The 25,682-nt window shown below is 33.7% G+C and carries 39 protein-coding genes and 1 tRNA gene; 21 read left to right on the forward strand and 19 right to left on the reverse strand.

The genetic code is table 11. From position 1 onward, the window contains the following. The 9 genes from DSQ20_RS02285 (at nt 1) to DSQ20_RS02325 (ending at nt 5,556) form a co-directional block, all read left to right on the forward strand. Nucleotides 1-426: an uL15 family ribosomal protein gene (locus DSQ20_RS02285; RefSeq protein WP_179365877.1), complete on the forward strand. Its 426-nt coding sequence runs from the start codon at nt 1-3 to the stop codon at nt 424-426. Continuing rightward, on the forward strand, nt 419-1,849 hold the full coding sequence (secY, locus tag DSQ20_RS02290; RefSeq protein WP_179365878.1) for a preprotein translocase subunit SecY: 1,431 nt from the start codon (nt 419-421) through the stop codon (nt 1,847-1,849). Before DSQ20_RS02285 ends, secY begins: the two co-directional genes overlap by 8 nt. Next, entirely contained in the window at nt 1,827-2,414 is a 588-nt protein-coding gene (locus tag DSQ20_RS02295) for an adenylate kinase (RefSeq protein ID WP_255458301.1), read from the forward strand. The genes secY and DSQ20_RS02295 overlap by 23 nt, the downstream gene beginning before the upstream one ends. 1 nt (nt 2,415) lies before the next feature. Continuing rightward, on the forward strand, nt 2,416-3,051 hold the full coding sequence (locus DSQ20_RS02300; RefSeq protein WP_179365880.1) for an EMC3/TMCO1 family protein: 636 nt from the start codon (nt 2,416-2,418) through the stop codon (nt 3,049-3,051). Continuing rightward, a complete protein-coding gene (locus DSQ20_RS02305; protein WP_179365881.1) occupies nt 3,048-3,608 on the forward strand; it encodes a cytidylate kinase family protein in 561 nt (186 codons plus the stop codon). The genes DSQ20_RS02300 and DSQ20_RS02305 overlap by 4 nt, the downstream gene beginning before the upstream one ends. After that, nucleotides 3,605-4,603, forward strand: a complete 999-nt coding sequence (locus DSQ20_RS02310) for an RNA-guided pseudouridylation complex pseudouridine synthase subunit Cbf5 (protein ID WP_179365882.1) — start codon at nt 3,605-3,607, stop codon at nt 4,601-4,603. The genes DSQ20_RS02305 and DSQ20_RS02310 overlap by 4 nt, the downstream gene beginning before the upstream one ends. A gap of 27 nt (nt 4,604-4,630) precedes the next feature. Beyond that, nucleotides 4,631-5,077 carry a hypothetical protein gene (locus tag DSQ20_RS02315; RefSeq protein ID WP_179365883.1) on the forward strand — a complete coding sequence of 149 codons (447 nt, stop codon included), beginning with the start codon at nt 4,631-4,633 and terminating at the stop codon, nt 5,075-5,077. 68 nt (nt 5,078-5,145) lie between these two features. Continuing rightward, nucleotides 5,146-5,246 (forward strand) — tRNA-Ser (locus tag DSQ20_RS02320). 169 nt (nt 5,247-5,415) lie between these two features. Next, a complete protein-coding gene (locus DSQ20_RS02325; protein ID WP_179365884.1) occupies nt 5,416-5,556 on the forward strand; it encodes a hypothetical protein in 141 nt (46 codons plus the stop codon). 25 nt (nt 5,557-5,581) lie between these two features. Here DSQ20_RS02325 and DSQ20_RS02330 read toward each other — a convergent pair whose 3' ends face one another. The 4 genes from DSQ20_RS02330 to DSQ20_RS02345 form a co-directional block, all read right to left on the reverse strand. Beyond that, nucleotides 5,582-6,106, reverse strand: coding sequence for a hypothetical protein (locus DSQ20_RS02330; protein WP_179365885.1), 525 nt, complete (start codon nt 6,104-6,106; stop codon nt 5,582-5,584). Nucleotides 6,107-6,193: 87 nt separating this feature from the next. Further along, nucleotides 6,194-6,637, reverse strand: a complete 444-nt coding sequence (locus DSQ20_RS02335; protein ID WP_179365886.1) for a cyclic nucleotide-binding/CBS domain-containing protein — start codon at nt 6,635-6,637, stop codon at nt 6,194-6,196. 128 nt (nt 6,638-6,765) lie between these two features. Next, nucleotides 6,766-7,308, reverse strand: a complete 543-nt coding sequence (locus DSQ20_RS02340) for a hemerythrin domain-containing protein (RefSeq protein ID WP_007549807.1) — start codon at nt 7,306-7,308, stop codon at nt 6,766-6,768. 52 nt (nt 7,309-7,360) lie between these two features. Beyond that, nucleotides 7,361-8,671 (reverse strand): NAD(P)/FAD-dependent oxidoreductase, encoded by a 1,311-nt coding sequence (locus DSQ20_RS02345; protein ID WP_179365887.1) that lies wholly within the window; start codon nt 8,669-8,671, stop codon nt 7,361-7,363. A gap of 82 nt (nt 8,672-8,753) precedes the next feature. Between DSQ20_RS02345 and DSQ20_RS02350 the strand changes: the two genes are divergently transcribed. Beyond that, complete coding sequence (locus tag DSQ20_RS02350; RefSeq protein ID WP_179365888.1) at nt 8,754-9,041, forward strand: hypothetical protein; 288 nt, start codon at nt 8,754-8,756, stop codon at nt 9,039-9,041. 21 nt (nt 9,042-9,062) lie between these two features. Then, nucleotides 9,063-9,437, forward strand: a complete 375-nt coding sequence (locus tag DSQ20_RS02355) for a ChuX/HutX family heme-like substrate-binding protein (RefSeq protein ID WP_179365889.1) — start codon at nt 9,063-9,065, stop codon at nt 9,435-9,437. Nucleotides 9,438-9,643: 206 nt separating this feature from the next. On the opposite strand, the gene DSQ20_RS02360 is transcribed toward DSQ20_RS02355, so the two are convergent. After that, complete coding sequence (locus DSQ20_RS02360; RefSeq protein ID WP_179365890.1) at nt 9,644-10,615, reverse strand: D-glycerate dehydrogenase; 972 nt, start codon at nt 10,613-10,615, stop codon at nt 9,644-9,646. A 53-nt stretch (nt 10,616-10,668) separates the two neighbouring features. Between DSQ20_RS02360 and DSQ20_RS02365 the strand changes: the two genes are divergently transcribed. From DSQ20_RS02365 to DSQ20_RS02380, 4 genes are read left to right on the forward strand one after another with little or no spacing between them, the layout of a single operon-like run. Continuing rightward, nucleotides 10,669-10,809, forward strand: a complete 141-nt coding sequence (locus DSQ20_RS02365) for a hypothetical protein (protein WP_007549812.1) — start codon at nt 10,669-10,671, stop codon at nt 10,807-10,809. A 49-nt stretch (nt 10,810-10,858) separates the two neighbouring features. Beyond that, nucleotides 10,859-12,769, forward strand: coding sequence for a 2-oxoacid:ferredoxin oxidoreductase subunit alpha (locus tag DSQ20_RS02370; RefSeq protein ID WP_179365891.1), 1,911 nt, complete (start codon nt 10,859-10,861; stop codon nt 12,767-12,769). After that, entirely contained in the window at nt 12,759-13,721 is a 963-nt protein-coding gene (locus tag DSQ20_RS02375) for a 2-oxoacid:ferredoxin oxidoreductase subunit beta (RefSeq protein WP_048109417.1), read from the forward strand. The genes DSQ20_RS02370 and DSQ20_RS02375 overlap by 11 nt, the downstream gene beginning before the upstream one ends. 54 nt (nt 13,722-13,775) lie before the next feature. Next, entirely contained in the window at nt 13,776-14,210 is a 435-nt protein-coding gene (locus tag DSQ20_RS02380) for a hypothetical protein (RefSeq protein WP_007549815.1), read from the forward strand. On the opposite strand, the gene DSQ20_RS02385 is transcribed toward DSQ20_RS02380, so the two are convergent. Next, a complete protein-coding gene (locus tag DSQ20_RS02385; RefSeq protein ID WP_179365892.1) occupies nt 14,211-14,738 on the reverse strand; it encodes a hypothetical protein in 528 nt (175 codons plus the stop codon). Nucleotides 14,739-14,839: 101 nt separating this feature from the next. Between DSQ20_RS02385 and DSQ20_RS02390 the strand changes: the two genes are divergently transcribed. After that, nucleotides 14,840-15,169 carry a hypothetical protein gene (locus tag DSQ20_RS02390; protein WP_179365893.1) on the forward strand — a complete coding sequence of 110 codons (330 nt, stop codon included), beginning with the start codon at nt 14,840-14,842 and terminating at the stop codon, nt 15,167-15,169. Nucleotides 15,170-15,197: 28 nt separating this feature from the next. Here DSQ20_RS02390 and DSQ20_RS02395 read toward each other — a convergent pair whose 3' ends face one another. Next, nucleotides 15,198-15,746 carry a hypothetical protein gene (locus DSQ20_RS02395; RefSeq protein WP_179365894.1) on the reverse strand — a complete coding sequence of 183 codons (549 nt, stop codon included), beginning with the start codon at nt 15,744-15,746 and terminating at the stop codon, nt 15,198-15,200. A gap of 49 nt (nt 15,747-15,795) precedes the next feature. Continuing rightward, complete coding sequence (locus DSQ20_RS02400; RefSeq protein WP_179365895.1) at nt 15,796-16,572, reverse strand: coenzyme F420-0:L-glutamate ligase; 777 nt, start codon at nt 16,570-16,572, stop codon at nt 15,796-15,798. A 91-nt stretch (nt 16,573-16,663) separates the two neighbouring features. Between DSQ20_RS02400 and DSQ20_RS02405 the strand changes: the two genes are divergently transcribed. The 4 genes from DSQ20_RS02405 to leuD (DSQ20_RS02420) are packed head-to-tail and all read left to right on the forward strand — an operon-like array spanning nt 16,664 to nt 20,426. Then, on the forward strand, nt 16,664-17,935 hold the full coding sequence (locus DSQ20_RS02405; RefSeq protein WP_179365896.1) for a 3-isopropylmalate dehydratase large subunit: 1,272 nt from the start codon (nt 16,664-16,666) through the stop codon (nt 17,933-17,935). Beyond that, the gene (leuD, locus tag DSQ20_RS02410; protein ID WP_179365897.1) at nt 17,932-18,417 is read left to right on the forward strand and encodes a 3-isopropylmalate dehydratase small subunit; all 486 of its coding nucleotides are present in this window, start codon (nt 17,932-17,934) and stop codon (nt 18,415-18,417) included. The genes DSQ20_RS02405 and leuD (DSQ20_RS02410) overlap by 4 nt, the downstream gene beginning before the upstream one ends. 7 nt (nt 18,418-18,424) lie before the next feature. Then, on the forward strand, nt 18,425-19,840 hold the full coding sequence (gene leuC, locus DSQ20_RS02415; RefSeq protein WP_179365898.1) for a 3-isopropylmalate dehydratase large subunit: 1,416 nt from the start codon (nt 18,425-18,427) through the stop codon (nt 19,838-19,840). Nucleotide 19,841: 1 nt separating this feature from the next. Next, nucleotides 19,842-20,426: a 3-isopropylmalate dehydratase small subunit gene (leuD, locus tag DSQ20_RS02420; RefSeq protein ID WP_179365899.1), complete on the forward strand. Its 585-nt coding sequence runs from the start codon at nt 19,842-19,844 to the stop codon at nt 20,424-20,426. On the opposite strand, the gene DSQ20_RS02425 is transcribed toward leuD (DSQ20_RS02420), so the two are convergent. The 11 genes from DSQ20_RS02425 to DSQ20_RS02475 all read right to left on the reverse strand — a co-directional run bounded on the left by DSQ20_RS02425 (nt 20,421) and on the right by DSQ20_RS02475 (nt 24,929). Then, nucleotides 20,421-21,128 carry a nucleotidyltransferase family protein gene (locus tag DSQ20_RS02425; RefSeq protein WP_179365900.1) on the reverse strand — a complete coding sequence of 236 codons (708 nt, stop codon included), beginning with the start codon at nt 21,126-21,128 and terminating at the stop codon, nt 20,421-20,423. The two genes, leuD (DSQ20_RS02420) and DSQ20_RS02425, sit on opposite strands and share 6 nt — an antisense overlap. Nucleotides 21,129-21,131: 3 nt before the next feature. Continuing rightward, nucleotides 21,132-21,581, reverse strand: coding sequence for a 30S ribosomal protein S9 (rpsI, locus tag DSQ20_RS02430; protein ID WP_007549830.1), 450 nt, complete (start codon nt 21,579-21,581; stop codon nt 21,132-21,134). Further along, a complete protein-coding gene (rplM, locus tag DSQ20_RS02435; RefSeq protein ID WP_007549832.1) occupies nt 21,578-22,039 on the reverse strand; it encodes a 50S ribosomal protein L13 in 462 nt (153 codons plus the stop codon). Before rplM ends, rpsI begins: the two co-directional genes overlap by 4 nt. Continuing rightward, a complete protein-coding gene (locus tag DSQ20_RS02440) occupies nt 22,032-22,379 on the reverse strand; it encodes a 50S ribosomal protein L18e (protein WP_081470630.1) in 348 nt (115 codons plus the stop codon). The genes rplM and DSQ20_RS02440 overlap by 8 nt, the downstream gene beginning before the upstream one ends. Nucleotides 22,380-22,424: 45 nt before the next feature. Beyond that, nucleotides 22,425-23,063 (reverse strand): DNA-directed RNA polymerase subunit D, encoded by a 639-nt coding sequence (locus DSQ20_RS02445; RefSeq protein WP_048109427.1) that lies wholly within the window; start codon nt 23,061-23,063, stop codon nt 22,425-22,427. 234 nt (nt 23,064-23,297) lie between these two features. After that, nucleotides 23,298-23,504, reverse strand: coding sequence for a hypothetical protein (locus tag DSQ20_RS02450; RefSeq protein ID WP_179365901.1), 207 nt, complete (start codon nt 23,502-23,504; stop codon nt 23,298-23,300). Between the two features lie 17 nt (nt 23,505-23,521). Next, entirely contained in the window at nt 23,522-23,704 is a 183-nt protein-coding gene (locus tag DSQ20_RS02455; RefSeq protein WP_179365902.1) for a hypothetical protein, read from the reverse strand. Further along, nucleotides 23,701-24,096 (reverse strand): DUF6659 family protein, encoded by a 396-nt coding sequence (locus DSQ20_RS02460; RefSeq protein WP_255458302.1) that lies wholly within the window; start codon nt 24,094-24,096, stop codon nt 23,701-23,703. Before DSQ20_RS02460 ends, DSQ20_RS02455 begins: the two co-directional genes overlap by 4 nt. Continuing rightward, complete coding sequence (locus DSQ20_RS02465) at nt 24,096-24,263, reverse strand: hypothetical protein (protein WP_179365903.1); 168 nt, start codon at nt 24,261-24,263, stop codon at nt 24,096-24,098. The genes DSQ20_RS02460 and DSQ20_RS02465 overlap by 1 nt, the downstream gene beginning before the upstream one ends. 112 nt (nt 24,264-24,375) lie before the next feature. Continuing rightward, on the reverse strand, nt 24,376-24,660 hold the full coding sequence (locus tag DSQ20_RS02470; protein ID WP_179365904.1) for a hypothetical protein: 285 nt from the start codon (nt 24,658-24,660) through the stop codon (nt 24,376-24,378). 56 nt (nt 24,661-24,716) lie between these two features. Continuing rightward, nucleotides 24,717-24,929: a hypothetical protein gene (locus DSQ20_RS02475; RefSeq protein ID WP_048109432.1), complete on the reverse strand. Its 213-nt coding sequence runs from the start codon at nt 24,927-24,929 to the stop codon at nt 24,717-24,719. A 167-nt stretch (nt 24,930-25,096) separates the two neighbouring features. Here DSQ20_RS02475 and DSQ20_RS02480 point away from each other — a divergent pair, with 167 nt between their 5' ends. Then, nucleotides 25,097-25,666 carry a ribosome assembly factor SBDS gene (locus DSQ20_RS02480; protein ID WP_255458303.1) on the forward strand — a complete coding sequence of 190 codons (570 nt, stop codon included), beginning with the start codon at nt 25,097-25,099 and terminating at the stop codon, nt 25,664-25,666. Nucleotides 25,667-25,682 lie beyond the last annotated feature (16 nt).

The raw sequence follows: 25,682 nt of genomic DNA on the forward strand, positions 1-25,682 counted from the left end.
ATGGCAACACGATTACGAAAGACAAGAAAACTAAGAGGCGGACGTCACATGGGTTGGGGACAAGTAGGTCAACATCGTGCAAGTGGTCACAAAGGCGGACTAGGAATTGCTGGACTACACAAATATCATTTTAGTACTTTGCTAAAAGAGGTTCCAGATCATTTTGGACACGATTCTACTCACCCACCTCATCCAATCATCACGAGAAAATGGGCAAGTGTCCGTGATCTCGATGATCTATTCGCAAAATTTGGTAAAGAAGAAGGAGGAAAGAAAGTCATAGACCTTGAAGCAGCCGGTTATGACAAACTCCTAGGCGGCGGTAAAATATCTAACGCATATACCGTCAAAATAGCCAGATTTACTGCATCTGCAGAAGAGAAAGTAAAATCTGCAGGAGGAGAGGTGTTATCTGAGAATGGCTGAGGGTACGGTAACTAATCTAATTAGAAAAGTTGTTTTCAAGGCAGAACCATATATTCCTCAAGTCCCAAAACCGAAAAAAAAGATTCCATTACAAACTAGATTACTTTGGTGTGGTGTTGCATTATTAATTTACATGGTAATGGGTCAGACTCCATTATTTGGAGCAACTGCACCAGAGTTTGATTTTCTACAATTTGCCCGAGTTATTTTTGCATCACAACAAGGCACACTTGTTGAGTTAGGAATTGGACCAATAGTTACAGCAGGTCTGTTGATGCAATTACTTCGAGGTTCTGATATCCTAAAATTTGATTTTAAGAAACCAGAAGAGAGAGGAATATTTCAAACTGCAACAAAGCTTGTAACATATGTTGTAATTGTTGCTGAATCCATAGTCTATGCTATAGCAGTTTATGGACCAGGTGTTCCAGAACCGTACGTTTTGTATGTAATGATTGGGCAACTTATGGCCGCATCCATCATAATCATGTTCTTAGATGAACTTATCCAGAAGGGATGGGGTATTGGAAGTGGAATTAGTTTATTCATTATGGCTGGTGTAGCTCAACAAATCTTATGGAGTCTCTTCAGTCCTCTACCAGCTGGCGATGGTGGAACTATTGGTATACTTCCATATGTCGGTCAGTCAATTATGAATGGTGATTTATCAAATGTATTTTTCCGTGCAAATCAACTTCCAAGTGTCTTTGGAATATTTTTGACAGCGGGAATTCTTTTGATTTTGGTATTTACCCAAGGAATGAAGATTGAAATTCCAATTGTATCTACAAAGTACAGAGGTTTTTCAGCTGTATATCCGATTAAACTAATGTACGTATCAAACATTCCAGTAATTTTGGCATCTGCACTTACTGCAAACGCGGTATTTCTAGGCCAAATGTTTTGGGCAAACTTTAACCCGCGAAACAATAACGCGTTTATGAACTTTGTAGCACAGTTTGACCCTACCAGTCCGTCTACGCCTATAGGTGGAATTATCTATTACATTACTCCGCCAAGAGGATTAGAAGTTGCAGTTTTAGATCCAACAAGAGCTGTAGGATACGTTTTGTTTATGGTAGGAATTGTAGTTGTATTTGGTAGATTGTGGGTTGAGCTTGGTGGTTTATCGTCAAAGACCGCAGCTCAAAACTTACTTGATGCTGATGTACAAATTCCTGGATTTAGAAGATCAAATGCGCCAGTAGAGGCATTGCTTGCAAAGTATATTCCATCTGTTACAATTATCGGTTCAATAATCTTGGGTTTGTTGGCAGGAGTATCTGATGTTCTGGGAGTTTTCGGTTCTGGAATTGGAATTTTACTTATGGTAGATATTCTCATCAACTATTACACTCAATTAGTAAAAGAACAAGTCGAAGTTGTAATGCCACGTCTAGGTGCTTTACTTGGTAGAAAGTAGAAAAGTCGTAGTGGTAGGGATACCTGGAGTAGGAAAAACTTCTTTACTGCAAAAAATTGTTGAGATTTTACAAAAAAATAACAAAAGTGTAAGTGTTCATAGCTTTGGAAGTATCATGTTTGATGTTGCAAAAGAAAATGGTGTTACAGATAGAGATGAGCTAAGAAAATTACCACTATCTCAACAAAAAAATCTACAAAAAATAGCTGCAGAAAAACTTGCAATACTAAATGAAGATATTGTAATTATCGATACTCATGCTTTTATTAACTCTCCAGAGGGATACTATCCAGGATTGCCAGAACATGTTTTGCAGATTCTTAAACCATCCAATTTTGTATCAGTTTCTGCAAAACCTGAGGAAATCTATAATCGAAGAATGAAAGATATCACTAGAACTAGAGATAATATCTCAATTGATAATATTAAAAAGGAATTAGACGTTCAATCTGGTATGATATCTGCGTGTGCTGTAATCTCAGGCTCCCCAGTAAAACATGTGCTCAACAGAGAAGGAATGATTGATGAAGTTGCAGAAAAAATAATCAGGACTATAGGATTGTAAAATGGCTCTAGATTCTGTTTTATTATTTTTGAATTCAGTATTTCTTCAAGAAGGTGGTATGTTTGATTTTCTTGGCGGAGGTCATGGTGCATTGGGAAGCGATGATCCTATTATCAAAGGATTAATTTTATCAGCATTTTGCGTTGCTGGATTTGGAATTATTTTAAATGTCTTTAATGCTGGAGTTAGAAAAAAGATGGTTGATCAAACTAAATTAAAACGAATCATGAAAGAGACACGTGCTTGGCAAAAAGAGAGAATGGCTGCAATGCGTTCAAAAGATCAAGCAAAAATTAACGAGCTAAGCAAAAAATCATCTTACATGAACAAGATGTCAATGGAGATGATGCAGATGAACATGAGACCAATGATGATTACATTTGTTCCATTAATTTTGATATTTTACCTAGTACTTCCAGTTCTATTCTCACACATTGTTGCATTATCTCCAATATCACTAAACGTTATACCGGGAGAATTTTTTCAGCTTACATGTACTGCTGAACAAGCAGCAGATATAGAAAACATATGTACTAAAGAAAACGCTTTGTATCTTTGGGCTTGGTATTTTCTTTCATCAATTGCTTTTAGTGGCATTATTATGAAACTAACAAAAACATCAATGGATCTCAGTTGACCAAATCAATTGTAATCTCTGGTCCGCCAGCTGTCGGAAAGACAACTGTTGCCAAAGGATTGGCTAGTGAATTCAAATTAACATATCTTAGCGGTGGTGACATTCTAAAAGAGATGGCAAAAGAGGAAGGTTTTGATGCAGTTGGTGATGATTGGTGGGATACTGAAAATGGAATGAAATTTCTCAGTCAAAGAGAGAATAATTCCGAATTTGATAAGAAAGTTGATAATAAACTAATTCAGCTTTTCAAGAAAGGTGGGATGGTAATTACAAGTTATACTTTGCCATGGCTAGTCGATGACGGCATTAAAATCTGGTTATCAGGCTCACATGATAGCAGTTCACAAAGAATGCAAACTAGAGACAACATGACTTCAAAGGAAGCATATGAGATTACAAAGATAAGATACGACAAAAACCGTGCATTGTATAAAAAATTATATGATTTTGATTTTGGAAATGATATCTCTGTATTTGATAAAATTATTGATACTGACAATCTTAATGCGACTCAAGTAATTAATATTGCAAAAGAAACTGTAAGGGAATTATTATGACTCTAAAGCAACTGGAAAACTTGGTTGTAATTGATCAGGATATTACTGATGATGCATATGGAACGTATTATGATAAAAGAACTTTACAACAATTACTTGATTACGGTCTGATAATTTTAGATAAACCACCCGGACCTACTAGTCATGAAACTGTTGCATGGACTAAACGAATCTTAAAAATTCCAAAAATTGGTCATAGTGGTACACTTGATCCTCAAGTTTCTGGAGTCTTGCCTTTGGGACTTGGGGAGGCAACAAAAGCACTTGGTGTTTTACTTTATGGACCAAAAGAATACCATGCTTTAGGACGATTTCATTCTCTTCCATCAAAACAAAAACTAGATGAAGTACTTGAAATGTTCCGGGGAGAAATTTTCCAAAAACCTCCACAACGTTCAGCAGTTCTAAGACAAACAAGAACTAGAACAATTTATGAATTAGAAGTACTAGAGCAAAAAGAAAGATTACTTTTAACACGAATTTTATGTGAAGCAGGAACTTACATTAGAAAACTATACTATGATATCGGAGAAATTTTAGGACCAGGCGCTACTATGATTGAACTACGAAGAACAAAAGTTGATCAATTTCATGAAGCAGATGGTCTTGTAACGTTACATGAGCTTGCAAATGCTTATGCCCTTTGGGAAGAAAAAAAAGATGAAACAAAACTAATGTCTATGATCAAACCTATAGAATATGCATTAAGTGAACTCAGATCTGTTGTAATTCGTGACTCTGCAGTTGATGCATTATGTCATGGTGCACAACTCGCAATGCCTGGAATTTTGCAAATCTCTCCAAATCTGAGAAAAGGTGACATTGTTGCAATTTATACACAAAAGGGCGAAGCAGTCGCTTTAGCAGAATCACTGATGTCAGAAGAAGAGATACGTGATGCAACAAAAGGATATGCCTTTGAAACAAAACGAATTATCATGGCTCCTAACATATATCCAAAAAAATGGAGATCAAAATCCGTTCCAAAGGATTAAAAAATCAAATAAAAAACTTAATCATAATTGTTAGCAAAAAGTCTTGTGATTTTTATCAGTGTTGGTGTCATAGCTGGTTTTTCATTTGGGTTTTATTTGCTTGAAATAAAAAGTACCAATCAACTCGTGTATGTGGACGGTTCTTCACTTTCTTTGGTTACTGAAAAATCCGATTTTAAGCGAGGCGAAGAAATAAAAATTATTTTAATAAATTCTGGAACAAACCCCTTAACATTTTCAGATACCTCTTACGGTTTGAAGATTAGCGGATTATTTGGTATTGCAAAATATTCTCCTCCTGCATCTCCAGTAATTTCGACACTAAACCCAGGAGAAAAAATTGAATTCGTTTGGAATCAAATGAAAAATGACGGTCTTCCAGTAATTGAAGGTCTTTACAAAATTAATGTAGATGGAATTGATTCTATGGGAATCAAAGTAGAAAAATCAATTACAATTAACATTTGGAAGTAATTTTTTATAATTTCAAGTAACACAATATATAATCAAATTTTCCCAAACAAATCTGTCGTAAGACATGTGCCGGGGTCGCCTAGCCTGGTAGGGCGCGCGCCTGGAAATAATTAACCATAAAGCGCGTTCTCGCAAGGGAACGGGAGTTCAAATCTCCCTCCCGGCGCCATACTTATTTTTTTGAAATTAATTTATCCAAATTAAAACAAATAGTTCAGTTAATGTAAAAGGCATGCCACAATCAAAAAATTATAGTCATATATTGATAAACAAAATAACTTTTTGATTATGATTTTGAATATGTTCCAAAATACACTAAAAAATTATGGAGAGTACAAATGACACCTGGACAAATGGATGCAAGAAAAAGAAAAATGGCGAAAACCATCGAAAATCCACCAAATTATCTTAGTCAGAATACCATTTCTGATAAAAAGAAATGGAAGAATCTTAAGAATGATGGATTACCCCGATACTAATTATTTTAGATTGTTTTTCTTATTTTTATGGTGCTTCATTATTTTTGTATGCAATTAAAAATCCTAAACCGCCACATACAACTCCTATTGCAAGAAAAGCAATAAATCCTCCAATTGGTTCAATAAATGAATCCATAATTGCTGGATATTTTGGACCAAGTTTTCCTTCAGTAAAAATTGAAAGTAGTCCTGTTCCTGCCAACCCTGCATATGTCATAATCATCATTGCACCTGCACCACCTACATTCATTCCAACAAGATGTATTCCAGCTAGTATGTTTGATTTTTTTGTAAATTTTTTCCCCAAAGTGATTTCAAGATGACTGTAAAATAATGCAGTAACTGCAACTGCAACTATGATTATTAAATGAAATATTATTCCTAAAAAGAACCATTTTGCAGTTCCATCAAATGACAGTGATAAGTACTGAATTATGTTAATTTGATTGTTCATCATTTGTATTGTGACAATTACTAGGGCCATAACTGTGATTAATGCCCCTTGAATTATTGCTGCAATTATGAATCTGTCAACCCATCTTAGTTTCATGTTTTGCATCTATCTGTTATTGTACTATCTTTAATTTATATCCCATAGATTATTTTACTAGGCCATTTCTGAGATAAATCAATTATCTTATTTTTGAAATTTTGATAACTGTCTAACTATATCGCTGGTGGTAATTATCCCAATTATTTTGTTGTTTTCAGATACTGCCAGTTTACGAATTTTTTTTGCAGCCATTTGTTTTGCAGCTTCTAAAATTGATTTGTTTGGACTTATTGTCTCTAAAGGAAACGATGCTACCTTTTCTACCGTCATATCTAATGAATATTTGTTTGCTGCAACTTTAATTGCAAAATCTCTATCTGTGATTATTCCCATGGTCTCTGCATCTTTTTTTACAAAAACTGAACCTATTCCTTGCTCCATCATTTTAGAAATTTGATATATTGTCGTAGATTGTGGTGCTATGATCAGTTCTTTTGCCATTATTTCTTTGACAAGAATTTGCGATAGTTCTTTTTCTAAATTATTGTTTGATGCTTCTTTATTTTTCTTTGATCCGAAAAATCCCATCGCATAACTTTAATGAACAAAAACTTAAAGATTTCTAAATTTCATCTGTTCTTATTTGCTTAAAATCATTAATTTTAACGATTCATGCTGAGATTATTATAGGAGTTTTTGATAATTTTTCAAATAACTTATTTCATATACCATGGTCTTGTCTCTAACCAATCAATTTCAGCAATCATCTGTTCTACTTTTTTCACAATTGCTATTACTGATCTGTACTGTTCATACATCTCAGTCTCCTCCTCTTTTGATAACACGTTTGCTTCTGCATCATCAAAGAATTTGTTTTCTTTATTGAGATGATCAAATAGAAATATCGAATATGTTCGTAGGTATCTGGCAACTGGCTCTCTTGCATCTTGACCACTTTTCCATTTTTTCAGATATTCTGAAATTTTTCTGGCTATGTTTCTTCCAAATTCATGCTCTATCATGAATTTTCTAATTTCCTCTTTTAGATTATCATAGCTTGCAACACATGGAAAATACGAATCCTCCTCTCTTGAGTGGTGAATTGTATCTACAAATTCTGATATTACGACAGTGATCTTTTCAAGGTCTAAGAATGGAATTTCAGTTCCTTTGTAAATCTCGTCTGCACATTTTGCAACTATTTTTTCTAGACGTCTAACTTGATCATGATCTGCTCGTAATTGATTTGTTGCACTCACAATGCTTTAGTGTTTTCTTCGTTATTTTAGTCATTTCGATAAAAACTAAATCCTACAATGCCATTTTTTCAATTATTTTACTAAATCTCCACGGACCACACTGTGCGTCTGAACTTTCACTTTGAAACAATCCTTGTTTGTTTAAGTGATTAACAACGTGCGCTGAAAATGGTAATGCCCCTGTAGCACCAGGAGAGTTATAGTTCAAAATGTGAAAAGACATAGAATCTTCTTCTAAAATCACATCCGGAACAAACTGACCTTTTTCATTAATCACCGATGATCTAATTCCAGCAGTTCCTTTTTCTGTTATTTTTTCAACATCTATTTTTGGCAAGAATCGCCTAACCCTGTTTATCATTTTTGATTTTGACATTGAAGATTGAATTTCATTTATTGCAAGTTCCTGAAATTGTTTATCAAAAATCGCTTTTCTTGCGCCTGAATTTAACATCTCTAATAATTTTGGAATAAACTCCTTGATGTTCTCTACTTTGTTGTATCCATATGGGCTAAACACTGGTACTGCATTTGGTCCAATCTCACAGCTTCCATCAACTCTGATAATCCAATGTGGATCTAAAAATGGGTAATCTGGATATTCTGGTACAGAATACACGCTTGTTTTTGTCAAGTTGCTGTACTCTTTTGGTGCCTTCCAATATTCTCCTCTAAAGTGTACATCTGTGAATTTCTTTGCAATGCCCATTTTGTGAGCAATGTCTATTGACTCACCACCTGCAGCATTTATAATATAATTTGCAAAAATCTCATGTTCATTATCTAGCATAATTTTCCATTTGTTTTTGATTTTTTTTATTTGAGTTACTTTGGTATTTGTAAGTAATTTTATTCCGTTATCAGTACTGTCTTTAATCACAGCATTTGTTAATTTGGAATAGTCAGTAGACCCATCTTTGTATACATAAAGTGCCGACTCACATTTTATCTCTGGTTCAATTTTTTTTAATTCATTTTTTTCCATTAATTTTATGTCGTTATCTTGTAATCCGTTTTGTTTACCCCATTTCAGATACTTCTCTAAAACTTTGTGTCCTTTCTCATCAAATGCAACTTCAATCACCCCATCTTTTTTAAATGGTAAATTTTTCAATTTTGAATATTCTTCCCACATCTCATATCCGTTAAAAGATGTTTTTGCAAACATCTTTTTTTTCTCAGGATTATACAAGTATGGTGCGTGAACTTTTCCCGTGTTTCTGCCACTTGTATGAAATGCAACATTGTGAGCTTGTTCAATTATTGCAATCTCTTTTGTTTTGTTTAGAAAACTAAGAAAATACGATATTGAAGTTCCAAGAATACCGCCGCCTATAATTACGAGATCAAAATTATGTGTCAATACTTTTCCATTTTACATCGCTCAGTATTAAATTAAATATATTATAATCAAGATTAATATCTTATAAAATTAGAGTTTTAGTATGCTACCTGATAGATGTTCTATAATGGAAAATGGAAAGCAATGTGTTAACCCACCAGAATTTGTAGTTTCAGTTGTTGTAGAAAAAGACGAATACATGGTTGGAGTTACATGCAATAAACATAAACAAATAGTCTCAGGAAAGATACAATCTCTTCAAACCGAAGAAAAAATACCTCGTGGAAAAATAAGTTTTTCAGCATTAAAAGCAGTTGGAACTGACTGCATTCATGCTGATACCGATGATTTTGTTCAATTAGATACACAATTATCCAAAAAATTGAAATAATTTCTTTTTCTTTGCATTGTAATGCTTTTTAATGTATTATCTGATCTAGTGAAAATTGACAATATTTTATTAATTATAAAAAATGCAGGAGCGGTTTCTGAAATAAGAAGCAATTCTTTGAGTATCAAGCAAAAAGAAAAATGGATTACAATTGGTGACAATGATGGACCGGCACACATGCACATTAATAGTGAATCGATTCAAAATGCAGAGTTTATTGAGGAACAAAAGCCAGAACGTACTAGTTTTAGCGTACAGTTTTTTGATAAAGATAGAAATCGTATCTTGGGTGCATTTTTTACAAAAATGTATGATCAAAGTATGACTCTTGATACTGAAAGAAAAAAAACTTATGATAATTTACGTAAAAAATATGGTATGAATATTAAATTTTAAAAAAAACCTTGTCTGAAAATGACAAGGAGAAAAATTTTATTATTCTTGTAATTGTTTTTTCTTCTTTTCTTTTTCAGATTGTTGTTTAGCTAATTCTAATTCTTCGTTTGTATGCTTGAATTTTTTCAATCTGAAATGAATTTACATTCTATGTATAAAAACTGCACAGTTTTTCATGAATAGTTCTAAGCGTAAATCCAGGCATGTCAATATCCTACCGAGTAAATGGGTTTTTTTCCATTGATGCCAAGTTCTAAATTCTTTATTGTGATCTTTGCCATCTTTGCCCTTGTTTCTTTGGTCGAACTTCCTATGTGTGGTACTAGTACAATATTTTGTATCTTTGTCAATGGATGCTTTTTTCCAATAGGTTCATTCTCATAGACATCCAAAGCAGCACCTGCAATGATCTTTTTCTTTAGTGCTACTGCAAGATCTTTTTCATTAATTATTTTTCCACGTGCTGTATTGATCAAGTATGCCGTTTTTCTCATTTTTCTAAAGATTTTCATGTCAAATAGCTGATCTGTTTCTTTAGTGTGCGGAACATGGATTGAAATAATGTCACTCTGTGTAATCAGTTTGTCTAGTGTAACATATTTTACTCCAAGTGATTTTTCTTTATTTTTTGATATGGATTTTCTATTATGGTAAATTATTTTCATATCAAATGCTTTTGCTCGCTTTGCAAGAGTACTTCCTATTCTGCCTAATCCCAAAATTCCAAGTGTCTTTCCTTGAAGATCAATCCCCACATAGTCATATGCACCATAAATTTGTCTCCATTTTCCTTCTCTAATTGTTCTGTCTCCTTCTGAAACTCGACGTAAAATGTCTAGTATTAATGAAAATGCTAAATCTGCAGTTGCATCCGTAAGAACTTCTGGAGTATATCCTACACGAATTTTCTTTTTTATTGCATATTGTGTATCAATATGATCATAACCTACACTGAATGTGCTGATTACTTTGAGATTTTTTGCAGCATCTATCATTTCTTTGTCAATCTTGTCATATGGAAAGCAAATCAACCCCTCAACATTTTGAATTTTTTTCAATAGTTTTGTTTTTGGAATTGGGATTTCTCCTGAATGAATCTCTATTTGATATTTCTTTTTTAATTCATTTAATGCAAAATTATGTAATGTTCTGGTGAGAAAAACTCGCTTTTTTTGCAATATTTGTGATATTTGTCTCAAACCATTTATACGATTTCTTTCTAAATAATTAGATGCCAAAATCCGAAACTGAGGAGTTTGCTATTTGTATTGAATGTGGTAATTCTATTGAAAAATGTGTATGTGTATGTCCTTATTGTGGTGAACGAGATAAATGCGAATGTGTGTTATTTGATTCAACTACGGGTGGTTAGCATAATTTATCCATCATATTATTAATGCCTAAAAAATAGAATAATCAGTATGAGTTCTGTTGATTTTACTTGGTTAATTGGTGGTCCTCAGGGAAGCGGAGTGGACTCTGGTGCTAATGTTTTTTCCAAAGTTTGCGCCGAGATGGGTTATCATATTTTTGGTAAGAGGGAATTTTACTCTAATATCAAAGGTGAGCACAGTTATTTTGCAGTTAGAGTCTCTGATCATGAAATTCGTTCAAATGTAAATGACGTTACACTGATGGCATCATTTGATGCTGAAACAATTTTCAGACATTTTGATGAGGTTGCAAGTGGTGGTGGAATCATCTATGATTCTGATCTTGATAAAATAACTACTGATGAAGTACATACCCTTGATAATTATTTTAAAGAACGATTACATCAAGAACTTGAATCAAAAAACAAACCATTTACAATTGCAGGTGTTCTTGAGATTGCAAAGGAGAAAGGTGTTCATCTATACCCTGTATCTTTTAGGGAAATATTGACAAATCTTGCTGAAAAAACAGAGAATCCTAAACTTCGTGGATTAATTCGAATGTTTAACGTCATTGCAGTTTCATTATCTCTAGGGTTAATCAAAATGCCACTTGATCCTCTGCTTTTATCAATTGACTCTATATTTTCAAAAAAACCTCAGATAGCAGAGATTAACAAACAGGCAGCAAATTTCTCGTATGATTATGCCAAGTCAAACTTTGGTGCTTTTCCATATTCTTTAACAGGAACTGAAAAACAACCTGACACAATTCTTGTTCAAGGTCACTTTGGAACCTCGATTGGAAAAATGGTTAGCGGATGCAGATTTCAATCATACTATCCTATCACCCCAGCTTCAGATGAAAGTGTATATCTTGAATCAAACGAACTTTTAGAAATCCAAAATGATAGACCTGGTTCAACTATTGTAATTCAAACTGAAGATGAGATATCTGCAATGGGTATGATGATTGGTGCAGCACTTACTGGTACACGTTCTTCTACATCTACTTCAGGTCCTGGGTTTGCATTGATGACTGAAGCATTAGGTTGGGCAGGAATCAATGAAGTTCCAGTTGTTATTACTTTGTATCAAAGAAGTGGTCCATCAACAGGTCTTCCTACACGACATGGCCAAGATGATTTATTATTTGCAGTTAATGCAGGACATGGCGATTTTCCAAAAATTGTTTATGCATCTGGAGATATTGAAGAGAGCTTTTATGATACAGGTCGATGTTTCAATTATGCAGATGTATATCAAATCCCTGTTATTCATATGATGGACAAGTTTCTATCTAGTTCAGTTGTCACATGCAAAAGATTTGATCCAAAGAAAATTTCCATTGATAGGGGTTTATTGTTAGATAAAATAGATGGCGAGTATAGGCGATTTGCATTTACTGAGGATGGAATATCCCCACGTTCTAAATTGGGTCTAGATAATGGCGTTTTTTGGAATACTGGAGACGAATCTGATGAATTTGGTCATATTACAGAAGATCCTCAACTTAGAATCAAAATGATGGATAAAAGAATGTCTAGATTGGACCTTGTGTTACAGCGAGTTCCACAGGAAGAACAAGTTGTTTCATTTGGAATCCATGATATTACGATAGTTTCTTGGGGTTCTACCAAAGGTCCTATCTTAGATGCTCTTTCTGTGCTTAAAAAAGAAGGAATTGATATCGGATTTATTCAAATGAAACTGATTCATCCTTTCCCAGCTGAATATGTCAAGTCACTTCTAAAAGATGTAAAAATCATCATTGACATTGAGGCAAATCACTCGGGACAGTTAGGTAAGATCCTAAAGCAAAATGTAACAAGAGAAATTGATTATTTTATTTTAAAATATACTGGAAGAGGAATGACCAGCACTGAAATTTATGATTCAATAAAAAAGATAGTTGGAAATAAGGCAAACAAAAGAGAGGTACTAAGTCATGGCGCTTAAATTAGCAGATTACAAAACTGATGTACATAATGATTGGTGTCCTGGATGTGGGGATTTTGGAATTGTTAATGCATTACAAATGGCATTGGCAGAAATGGGAATAGAACGTGATAAGGCAACAATTTTTTCTGGAATTGGTTGTTCTGGAAAGACATCTCATTTTATCAACACTTATGGCGTTCATACATTACACGGAAGAGTTTTGACTTTTGCTCAGGGAGGAAAACTTGCAAACCCAGAGATGACAGTGGTTGCAGTTGGCGGTGATGGAGATGGATTAGGAATTGGTGCTGGTCATTTTGTTGCAGCTGGCAGACGAAATGTTGACATGACTTACATAATATTTGATAACGGAGTTTATGGATTAACTAAAGGACAAGCATCTCCAACGCTAAAACTTGGTGAGAAAACAAAATCACTTCCTTCACCAAATACTAATTATAATGTAAATCCAATTGGGTTGGCAGTAGCTAGTGGTTTTACTTTTGTTGCTCGTGGTTATTCGTATGATGTCAGACATCTCAAAGATTTAATCATAAAGGCAGTTCGTCATAAGGGACTCTCATTTCTTGATGTATTGCAACCCTGCCCAACTTACAATGATATCAATACAAGAGACTGGTACGCAGGAGTTGATTTGGCAGAAGAATCAATGGAGAGACACGCTAGAATATACAAGCTTGAAGATACTCATTTTGACTATAGTGTACATTATGATGATGAAACCGAAGTCAATGAAAAAATATCTCAGGCAATGATCAAATCTCTAGAATGGGGAAATAAAATCCCGATTGGAATATTTTACCAAAATGAAATAATTTCTGAATATTCTACCCGTCTGACTGATAAAATCCCAAATTACCTTGAAAACCCCCCATCAAAACAAAAAATATCAGAAAACGGTTTACCTACCACTGATGTTTCATCCATCCTTGATTCCCTCAGAGTTTAGCAAGTCTGAAACCTAATAAGTTATAGACTAGTTTAATTTTAGATCACCTTACTGTTGAACATAAACGAAGCAAATAAAATATTTAGAAAATCTATCATCAAAGGTTTCTTTGAACCAGAGCTTGTCAATCTTGATTTTAAAAAATCATCAGTCAAACATCCGTCCATAAATGATGATGGTTTAATGCAGTCTGATCTACTTCATGTGTTTTTTGATGTTGATACCGGCTCAGATTATCCTGATGCTGATGAATGGTTCATTGTGGAATTGCTTTTTCCACATGATGTTAAACTACCTGATAATTTGAAAGGAACTGATTACTTTACAACCATTTCAGTTGAAAATGGAAAAACATTTTGGCATCATCGTGAACTCATTCGTTACAAATATGGTAAATCAAAAAAACTTGATGACGCTTTAGAATTTTTAGAATCAAAATACAAAGAACTGCACAGTTTACTTGAACCACTTCAAAAAGATCTCAAATAATTAATTCCATCGATCTCCACTAAACGAGTATGATTTATTTTCAGATTTTGCAGTTTTTAGACGCCATCTTGCTGTTTGAGGATCAAACTTGTAGCTTATTTCCAAAACGTTTGGTGGTAGCTTCTCTGGGTCTAAATGATATGGAAGTAACTCTAAAACAAAATCTATCTTTTCAATTGCATTATCGTATAGCTGTTTATCATCTGTATCTATAACAAAAATTATTTTTGGATTTCCAAAAAAATTAATGTTAATCTTTAATGCATTTCCTGCACCTCTGCGTCTTTTCATCTCTTTGAATACTGCCTTCATTTTTTCCCAGCGTCTAAAATCAAACCATTGAAAAAATTCCTCATTAAAAGCAAGTGGTATGTCTATATTTAAAAAACTGACAAAATTTTCATCGTTTGCTTCAATCTCTTCTTGACTGATCATGAATCTGGAATTCAAATATCCGTAAATTACTTCAATCTCCCAAGGCGATATTCCATAATATTGTAACGATATTTTCAAATTCTCATTACTCATCAACTGTAAATCGTGAAAATTGTAATTAAAGCTTCAAATCAAGACTGGATGTGTATATATTCTCATCAAAATTAAAATTATAGCGTAAAAAATACCCCATTATGAAAAAGGAATTTGTAGTAAGAAGTATTGATTCTGCTCCTGATGGCGCACCATATGTCGTTGTCTCTCTTTCTTCGGTTAAAGATCTAAAAGAAGGAACGATGCAATCACCTCAATCTCCTTTTGGAGCTCCAAAGGTCATGGGTTTTACCAACATGAATGACATGATGAAGGATCTCAACAAAATGTTCTCAGGAATGGGTGGAATGGGTATGCAAAGCGGTGTTACCCAACTTAAACTTGAGATGCATGAATACAAAGAGATGGGTTTGTCTGTAGGTGATAAAGTCTATCTTGAATTAACCAAAGAAGAAACTTTGGGCATATAGTAAATCCACTTTTTATTTTTTGATTATCTCAGATAGTACTGACAAATTTCCACAGATAAAATATACTTACAGTTCCAATTACAAATAGCATTGGTTTCCATGCGAATACTGGAATACTAGGTGTTGCAAGTTTTACTTTATAATTGTCAAAAATTGTGTGAACATTCTTTTTAATTTTATCGTGCCATATTTTGTAATCTACTTGGTATTTTTTCATTATTTCCTCTACTTCGTATATTACAGGTGTTCTTTGTGATACAAGGTGTTGAAGATAGTCTCTTGAAACTTCAACTTCTGCATGTATTCCTATCAATCCTTTTTTTAGATCTACCATTCTAATATGCATCTCCCAAGGCTTCTTTAGTTTAAGGTTCAAACCGTTTCCAATTTGATTTGGTTGTTTATGTTCTAATTTGACTTTGGTAAATCCTTCAGATGTGAAAATTTTCATTAAATCTTCAAAACTTTTCTTAACTACGATATGGAGCTGTTCTACACCTTTACTGTCTACGTTAATACTGTGTTTTAATCCGTCCAAAAATGAAATTGTTTTGGGATATTTTGTTAGATATTCCATTAATTCTGTGCTGAAAAAACCTCTATTTAAAGCAGAACCAATAAAATTTCTAGCGATTCGTTGGATTTGTTAAACCTCTAACGTATACACATTGATCTGGAGATATAGCCATCTCAGTAGGACTAATTTTTCTATCTGTGAGTTTAGCTCCGGAGTTTCTAACAATCGCAAATGGTTTTGATTCTGCGGCTTCACCCATCTTGTGATTTGCAATTGTTGCAAGATTATCTACAACTGCTTGGAATGTCACCTTCAGTGGATTTCCATCAAGGTCTTTTTCTGCTCTCATGTCTAATACTGGTTCAATACCTGCACATGCTATTGCTACACCAGATGTCCCAATACGTGATGGCATTAATCTACTATCTACTAGAATAATTCCAACATGGATTAAAAATTTTAAAAAAATCTTTCTTCTAATTTGTTCAGATATGATGTAGGGGTTATTTGGATATAGAATTATTTTTCCTTTTTTAGCATTTGATTTATCAATTCCTGCATTTGGAGCCATTATGTTATCTGCTGACGTAATGACAAATCCTGAAATTCCGCCAAAAATTTTATCTGATTCTCTTAAAATTATCTCTGCAATTTCTGCTTTCATTTGAAATTTCTTGGATACTCCAATTCCTTCTTTTGATGCTTTTATCGTGTTAAGATCAACTAGTCTTCCTTGAGAATTGGAAATGAATTTAGTAGATATTACTATGACATCTCCATCTTGTAGTTTTTCATCATTTTTTTCTAATGTTTCTAATAATGTCTCAAAGACATCGAATTCTTCTTCTTTTCTTTCTGAAACCAAGGGTGATACAGTTAGAGACACATCTACGTTGTTCTTTCTTTTCTTTTTTATTGTTATGCTACACCTAATACGTCTGAAAAGCTTTTAATCTGTATGAAGGGCTTTTTCGATTATGAATATTACCGAGAAGATACTTGCTCGTGCTTCTGGCAGACAACGGGTTGCTCCAGATGATGTAATATTTGCAAATGTGGATAAAGTAATGGTCCATGATGTATCTGGACCTGGCGTGATCAAAGTATTTGATAAATTAAAAAAACAAGGAATTAACGTTGACAAATTATGGGATCCAACAAAAGTTTGGGTAGCTGAAGATCATTTTGTTCCTTCAGCAGATAAAATGTCTGCTGAAAATGTGGTTAAACTATCTAACTTTACAAAAAACTATGGAATTGAAAAACACTTCAAGTATGGTATGGGTCAATACGGAATTTGTCACACCCTTTCTCATGAAGAGGCACTAGTATTACCTGGTGAGGTGTATGTTGGAGGCGATTCTCATACAAATACTACCGGTGCACTTGGTTCTTTTGCATGTGGATTGGGACATACTGATGTAGCATACGTATTACTAAATGGAAAGATTTGGTTTAAGGTTCCTCAAACATTATACTTTAAGCTAAATGGAAAACTTCCAGATCATGTGATGGCTAAAGATTTTATTTTAAAAATTATTGGTGATATTTCCACTGAAGGCGGTGCATACAAAACAATGCAGTTTGGTGGAAGTGGAATTAGTGAAATGTCCGTAGAAAGCAGATTGACAATGTGTAATATGACTACAGAGGCTGGAGCTAAAAATGGGATTGTTGAACCAGATCAAAAAGTTGTTGATTATCTTACAAGCAGAGGAGCTAAGAACATTACGCTAGTTCATGGTGATGCTGATGCTGAATATGAAAAGATATACGAATACGAAGGTTCTGAAATGGAACCGCTTGTTGCAAAACCATTTTCTCCAGAAAATATTGCAATCGTAAGAGAAGCTCCATCTGTTGAATTGGATAAATCATACATTGGCTCTTGCACTGGTGCAAAGTATGAAGATTTAGAAGCTGCTGCTAAAATTCTCAAAGGGAGAACAGTTAAGATTAGAACTGAAATCTTGCCTGCTTCTATCTCTATTTACAAACGAGCAATGGAAAATGGGTTACTCAAAATATTCTTAGATGCAGGTGTTACAGTAGGACCACCTACATGTGGAGCATGTTGCGGTGCACATATGGGAGTCTTGGCAAAAGATGAAATTTGTATAAGCACTACAAACAGAAATTTCCCAGGAAGAATGGGTCATGTTGAATCTCAAACATATCTTTCATCACCTCTTGTGGCAGCAGCATCTGCTGTAACTGGAAAAATTACTGATCCGAGGGATTTGAAATGAAAGGTAACGTCATAAAATATGCAAGAGACAATATAGATACTGATGTAATAATTCCCGGTCAATATCTCAAAGTACATGACTATGCCGAGCTTGCAAAACATGCTATGGAAGGACTTGATCCTGATTTTCATTCTAAAGTAAAAGAAGGTGATTTTATTTTATCCGGAAGAAATTTTGGATGTGGATCATCACGTGAACATGCCCCGATCGCACTTGCTCATTCTGGAATAAAGGCAGTACTTGCTTTATCATTTGCAAGAATATTTTATAGAAACGCAGTTGATGGTGCATTTTTACTTCCTATAGAAATTGATCAGGATGCATACTCTGATATCGCTGAAGGTGATCAGATTGACATTGATTTAAAATCAAATCAAATCAATAATCTCACAAAAAACAAGACCTACAAAATGAAACCTTTCTCTGACATTATTGGAAAAATAATAGAAGCTGGCGGTTTATTCAAATACAAACCAGATTAGGATTAAAATGGGAAAAACACTTTTTGAAAAAATTTGGGATGCACATGTTGTTGTCGAAAAAGAAAACAGTCCCTCACTAATCTATATTGATAGACATCTTGTTCATGAAGTTACATCTCCTCAAGCTTTTGATGGCCTTCGTATGAATAATAGAAAAGTACGAAGACCTGATCTGACAATTGCGACAATGGATCATAATGTTCCTACAAATAATAGGGGACTTCCAATTTTAGATCAAACATCTTCTGTCCAAATACAAACTTTAGAAAAAAATTGTAAGGATTTTGGGATTAAACTATTTGATATTAACAGTCCTAATCAGGGAATTGTTCATGTCATCGGACCTCAATTAGGAATTACTCTACCTGGAACAACTATTGTCTGTGGTGATAGTCATACATCAACTCATGGTGCTTTTGGTGCACTAGCATTTGGGATTGGAACTAGCGAAGTTGAACATGTCTTGGCATCTCAAACTCTTTGGTTAGAAAAACCAAAGCCATTTGAAATTAAAGTAGAAGGAAAACGAAAAAACCCTCACGCTGTTACTGCTAAAGACATCATACTATCCATTATCAAAAATATTGGAACTTCTGGTGGTAATGGGACAGTAATTGAGTATAGGGGTGAAGGCATATCTGATCTTTCTATGGAGCAACGAATGACTATTTGCAATATGTCCATAGAAGCAGGAGCCCGTGCAGGTTTGATTGCCCCTGATGAAAAGACCTTTGAATATCTTAGAGGCAGACAATACACTCCAAAAAACTATGAATTCCTAGTTGATTATTGGAGAGAAAATCTAAAAACTGACAGCGATGCAAAATTTGAAAAAAATTATACTTTGCATATTGATGACATTGCACCTCAAGTAAGTTGGGGTACAAACCCTGGAATGACAGTCGATGTAACTGAATCTGTTCCATCTCCAGAAGATTTTGCTAAAGGTGATCAAAATCAAAAGAAGGGTGCAGAAAAAGCACTTGAATACATGAATCTAAAATCAGGAACACCTATGACTGAAATTAAAATTGATAGAGTGTTTATTGGTTCATGTACAAATGCCAGACTAGAAGATCTAATTGAAGCATCAAAAGTTGTTAAAGGTAGAAAAGTATCTCCTAATGTCAAAGCTATGATTGTTCCTGGTTCTCAGATGGTAAAAAAACAAGCAGAGGAATTAGGTCTTGATAAAATTTTCATTGACGCTAATTTTGAATGGAGAGAATCTGGATGCAGCATGTGTCTTGGAATGAATCCAGATATCTTATCTCCTGGTGAAAGATGTGCAAGCACTTCAAATAGAAACTTTGAAGGCAGACAAGGAACTGGTGGTAGAACTCATTTAGTAAGTCCTGTTATGGCAGCAGCTGCTGCAATATTTGGACACTTTGTAGATGTAAGAGAAATGGATTTGAATTGAAATGCAATCTTTTAAAAAAATTAAAACTATTATCACTCCATTAGATAAGGTAAATGTAGATACTGATCAAATTGTGCCAAAACAATTTCTAAAACTAGTCCAAAAGTCTGGATTTGGAAAATTTCTTTTTTATAATTGGCGATACAATGATCAAGAGCAACTAAAATCTGATTTTGTATTAAATGAGTCTAAATACAAAAATTCCAAAATTCTTGTTGCTGGGGATAATTTTGGGTGTGGTTCTAGTAGAGAGCATGCAGTTTGGGCATTGCTAGACTATGGATTCTCAGTAGTTATTGCCCCTTCATTTGCTGATATCTTTTATAGCAATTGTTTCAAAAATGGACTATTACCCATTGTTTTAGATGAAAAAATAATTGAAAAGCTACAACTAGAAACTGGAGATGTAGAAGTAGATCTAGAAAATCAAATAATCAAAACAAATTCCAAAACAATTCCATTTGATATTGATTCACACAAGAAAAAAATTCTTTTAGAAGGTCTAGATGATATTGCTCAAACTTTATTTTATGAGAAAAAAATTACTGAATTTGAAAACCAGTCTAAAATCCCATCTGTTTTATGATTTTTTTACCGTAGTTTCGTTTCTTTCTAAAACCATCGGAGATTCTGCATCTATCCATTCTCTGTCTTCTATGTCATAGGCGCTAATTTTTCCTTCTTTAGATAATTGTTGTAAAATATCAAATGAAAGATTGATCTCTTTTTGTTTTTTTGTTTTAATTCTTTTAATGATGTCTTTTCCTAAAATGTAAACTCCTAGACATTCAGATAACTGTAGTTTCATAGTTGGTTTTTCTTTAAATTCTTTAATTATTCCGTCTTCTACCACTGCAAACCCTGTCTCTTCTTTTCTCTTTGTTCTTGTTGCAATACATGCTATGCTATTTTTTTCTTTGAAGATCTTTCTCATCTTGACTAAATCTATGGCGCATAGATTGTCTACAAACCACAAAACAAACTCGTTTTCTCCTTTGAGATTATTCTCAATGTGTAATAGATCTCCACCAGTTCCACTTTGTGAGTCTTGTACAAATGTGATTTTTTTTCCTTTATTTGTATGGTTAAAATAATTTTTAATCTGACCGCCCAATCCTTGATAGTCTGAAATTATGATGATCTCTTTGATAAAATCAAATGAACTTAGATATTTTGTAATATAATCAATTAACGGTTTACCCAATATTGGCGTCATTGCCTTTGGAAAATATTCTGTATATGGCTTGCCTCTTGTTCCTTTGCCACCAGCTAAAATTATAGCCTTCACAGCCTAACGGTATGATTTTTGCTTTCTTCTTCTTGCGCCCGGTCCGCCAAATTTCTTTGGTTCTTTTCTTCTGGCATCACCGCTAATCAGATATTTGTCAAAATCTGTAATTCTTTGTCTAAGATCTTCTCTTGTTGATTTTGGAAATGGGTGGTCTTTTGGATCTTTTTTAGATTTAGTCCAACCTGTGAGTGCTCTTGAGATGCCAGTAGCTGCTGCACTAGCTTGTCCCATGAATCCACCGCCTCTTACTCTAACTGAAATATCTATTTTATCTCTCAAGTCTCCAGTAATTTCTAATGGAGCTAACATGACCTCTCGAGCAGTCTCTTGAGGAATCATCTCAATTGGTATGTTGTTAATTCTAATTTTACCACGTCCTTTTGTAATGTATACATGTGCACTAGATGTTTTTCTAGTTGCAAAATAAATTTCAGTTTTTGGTGTTGTCATTCAGTCCACCCAATTATTTTTGCAATGTCCCCAATAGTTGTATAGTTTGCTGCAGATTTTGTAATTTTTGCTTGTTTGAATTGAATTTTTTCAAATCCACTTAGTTCTCTTGGTGAACCAATGTATGTTCTTAGTCTTTTATGTGCTAATAATCCCGATGGCTTTTTCTTTGGTAACATACCTCGTACCATTCTTGTCATCATTGTGTCTGGTCTTCTTGCATGAACTGGACCATGTTTTGGATGAATGACACTGTTTACCTCTAAAAATTTCCTGTAATGATAAATTATGTTTGTTCTTGTTCCACTTAACATAATTTTTTCACAATTTACAATTGAAACTCTGTTTCCATTTAACAATAATTTGGCAACATTTGATGAGAGTCTTCCTGCAATGTGATCTGTTGCATCAACTACAATTGGTCTGTCTGTTGATATGACGTTTTCTTGACTAGCCAAGTAGTACAACTCCTTTTCCTGTTGGATTCTTTTCAATTAATTCTGAAAATGTAATGACTTTTCCACCTTTTTCTAAAATCTTTGCTGCGGCGGTATTTGAGATTGAAAATGAGCAAAGTGTAATCTTATGTTCAATATCTCCAGTCCCTAATACTTTACCTGGAAATACAACGGTATCTGCATCTTTAGTTAATTGAGCAATTCTGTTTAAATTGATAAATCGTCTTGCAATGGATGGTTTTAATGCATATTTTGCCATCTTTGCCCAAATTGGAGCATCATTTTTGGTAGATGCCTTCTTGAGATCCTTTGCCATGCGTATGACGACTTGATTAGTCATGTGAATAATCCGGTTTAAAACCCAAATATAATGTGTATGCTTAGTTTATTCTTTTATTTCGTTAATCATTTCTTTAAACTCTGATAATCTATTGCTTAACTCGTCTACTCCTGCAAGGATTATCTGTTCTGGCTTTAATGCTCCTGTTGATTCAACTGTTAGTATTCTCTCATTTTCTTTATCTGTCTCAGTTAAAACTGAAATATTTGCTGAATTCCATTTAGCATGTTCTGTTCCACGGCCAAGTCTAGCATAGCATTCGACTTTAATTCTTTGACCTGCAGCTAATTGAACAATTGGAATTTTGTCTGAAGTTGCCTTGACAGATTCATCTTCTGATGTAAGATCACTTGATAATATTGTTCTAGTTGCATCTGAATCTCCTGAATCTAAAACAAACATTACTTTACAATTAGAACAACCTGTCTCACTTTTACAATCGCATTTAGATGGTTCATTGAATCTTGATAGATCTGTCTTAATTGGAATCAGTCCTAATCTGTGTGCTAATCCCTCGTCTGGTAGTACAGAAGAATTTTCAATTATATCTACAGTATCAATGGCAAATACTGGAATACCATTTAGACAAATCCGTCTAAGTGCATTTGCATACTGTAATGGAACTCCTTTGAGCTTGATTGATATTTTTTGATTTTCCTTGTTAATTACCTCTAAAGAAGACAAATCCTAGAAGAAAATTTTCAAAATCCACATAAAAATCTAGCTGGAATTAGGTATGGGATATGGGCTTTATTGAGATTTGAGACTGAATTATCCCATTGCGATTATATTTCAAAATTAGATTGCCGTTTAGTTTAAAGTGCATCATAAAACCTCCTATCTGGATTCGAGGGTATTCTTATGACTTGCTGTTTATGTCGCACTATTCTATTTTGTAAGATTTACTTTTTAGAATGTTCACTGTGCTGTAGCATGCTTTGTTAAAGGATATGTGATTCTTTTTTCATCATATCCAATTATGTTAAAGCAGATAAATTCATGAAATTGTTCAAGAGTCACCCCTCCACAAATTCTACAAATAAACCGTGTTGGTATTCTACATTTTCCACATAATGAATAATTTAGCAATGTGCCTCCACATTTTCTACATGACTCATCAGGCAAACTAATCCCCAAAAAAACTATACTGCCTGTCCTATCTTAATTCTAAAATTCTCTTGATGATTTTTTGAAGTATGTAATTTATCTTCAATTGAAGAACAATATCCACATAAAGGATTAATCATGGTTGAATCAAATTCAATTTCTCCTATTGCTTTTTGACAGGCAATACAAGCCACAATTTTTGTGTCGTAGATATTCAATGATTTACTACCTCTAGAATTTTAATAGGTCTTAAATTTCGGTGTGCCATGCTAATCACTTTGTTTGGATCTAGTTCTGGTTCTGATGATATCAGCATTAATTTGTCCTCATGAGGAACTGTGATGATATTTGTTTTATTTCGATATGATACTATTGCATGTATGTTTCCAAGTGAATCATCAAATTCTTTTCTCATTGACAAGTCAAGTGCTACTTCCATAAACAACATTTCCATTTTTTGTTTATCTTTTTCTAATGGTATGATATTGGAACTAAATCCACCAGCAATCTTTCTTCCCTTGTTATTGATTATTGCTACAAATCTTATTCCTTTGATTTGACACATCTGATTGCAAGTGTAATCATAAATGTAGACTTGATTACTTTCCATCAATACTCATCTCCTTTATCTAACAGAATCCATGATAAACCAGCTAGATCTTCCCATTTGAATTCCGGATTTTGTATTTTTTGAAGTGTTTTACCTTTTTTTACTGGGACACTTTTTACCAGCATTTCTGAAGGCTCAGGTTGCCTTTGTATCACGATTGTTGACATGATATGTTTTTGATTCACAAATATATTGTCATAGATACTAATTTGTGGCATGCCTTATTTTTGATTTTATTTTCTATGAAAAATTAAAAATACGTAATCTTAATTTTTTTAATTACTGGGAGTATGAGATATTGTAATGATACATTAATTCTAAAGTGACACAAAGATTTCTTTTCAATATTCTTATTTTGATTAGTTCTGATGCTAGCATTGTACTTTGAGTACTATCGTTTGTTTTGATAGCCATTACAATTCTATTGAAAATTATATTTTCTCTTCGAAATAACCTCTGTAGTACAATCTCTGCATCTACAGTTTTTGTCTGCATCTGTACAAAATATGGTTTGATAACTGTAAAATTCAAACCATTATTTTCAAACGATTCTATTTGACTCATGGTTTGTTATTCTCTTGCAAATACTTAGTTTTGGTTTCTTGATTGTGGCATGCCTTTTACTGTGTTGCCCAAGATTTGCATCCGCACTTTGTGCATTTTAGAACTAGTGGAGTGTACGTGTTTGTATCATATACACTTGGTATTGATGGCGCAAAACAAATTTTGCATAATTTTGTTGTTTCAAGTTTTTTACCTTTTATTACTGGAAATCTTTGAACCAGTATTTCTGAAGGCTCAGGTTGCCTTTTTTGGATTTGGATTTGACTCATGGTATAGTAATGTATGAACAAATATTAGACAATGGTTAGTGATTTGTGGCATGCCTTGTTTTTATGATAATTTTGAAAATCTGACAAAGAACGTATTGTTTACAGCAAAATTGTATTTGTTAGAGATAAATACCAAATTAACATAGGATATTTCAGAAATGACTGATGTGACTGTGGTTAGATATTCTTATGAGGGCGAAAAATTTGAGATCTTAGTAAAACCTGATCCTGCCTTGGATTACAAAATGGGTAAGAAAAAAGATATCTCTTCAATATTGATTGCAGATGAAATCTATACTGATTCTGGTAAGGGTACTAAACCATCAACTGAAAAATTGCTCAAGGCTTTCAAAACTGAAGACGTAATTGAGATTGCAGAAATTATGCTAAAAAAAGGTGAACTGAATCTCACTACTGATCAAAGACGCAAGATGCTTGATGATAAGAGAAAACAAATTGTTGCATTTATTGCAAAAACATACGTCGATCCTAGAACTCATTTACCTCATCCTCCACTGAGAATTGAACAAGCATTAAAGGATGGACGAATTACAATAGAACCACAAAAAAATGTTGAAGAACAAGTTCCAGACATTGTAGAAAAATTACGTTCTATCATAGCTTTGAAATCCGAAAATCTAGATCTTGAAATTACAATACCTGCACAGTATGCATCACAATCATATGCTGTTTTGAAATCTGTCGGAGTTTTAAAAAAAAGAAGAATGGCAAAATAATGGTTCTTTAAAAGCA

This window comes from Nitrosarchaeum sp. AC2 (assembly GCF_013407385.1).
In the GTDB taxonomy this organism is placed as follows: Archaea; Thermoproteota; Nitrososphaeria; order Nitrososphaerales; family Nitrosopumilaceae; genus Nitrosarchaeum; species Nitrosarchaeum koreense.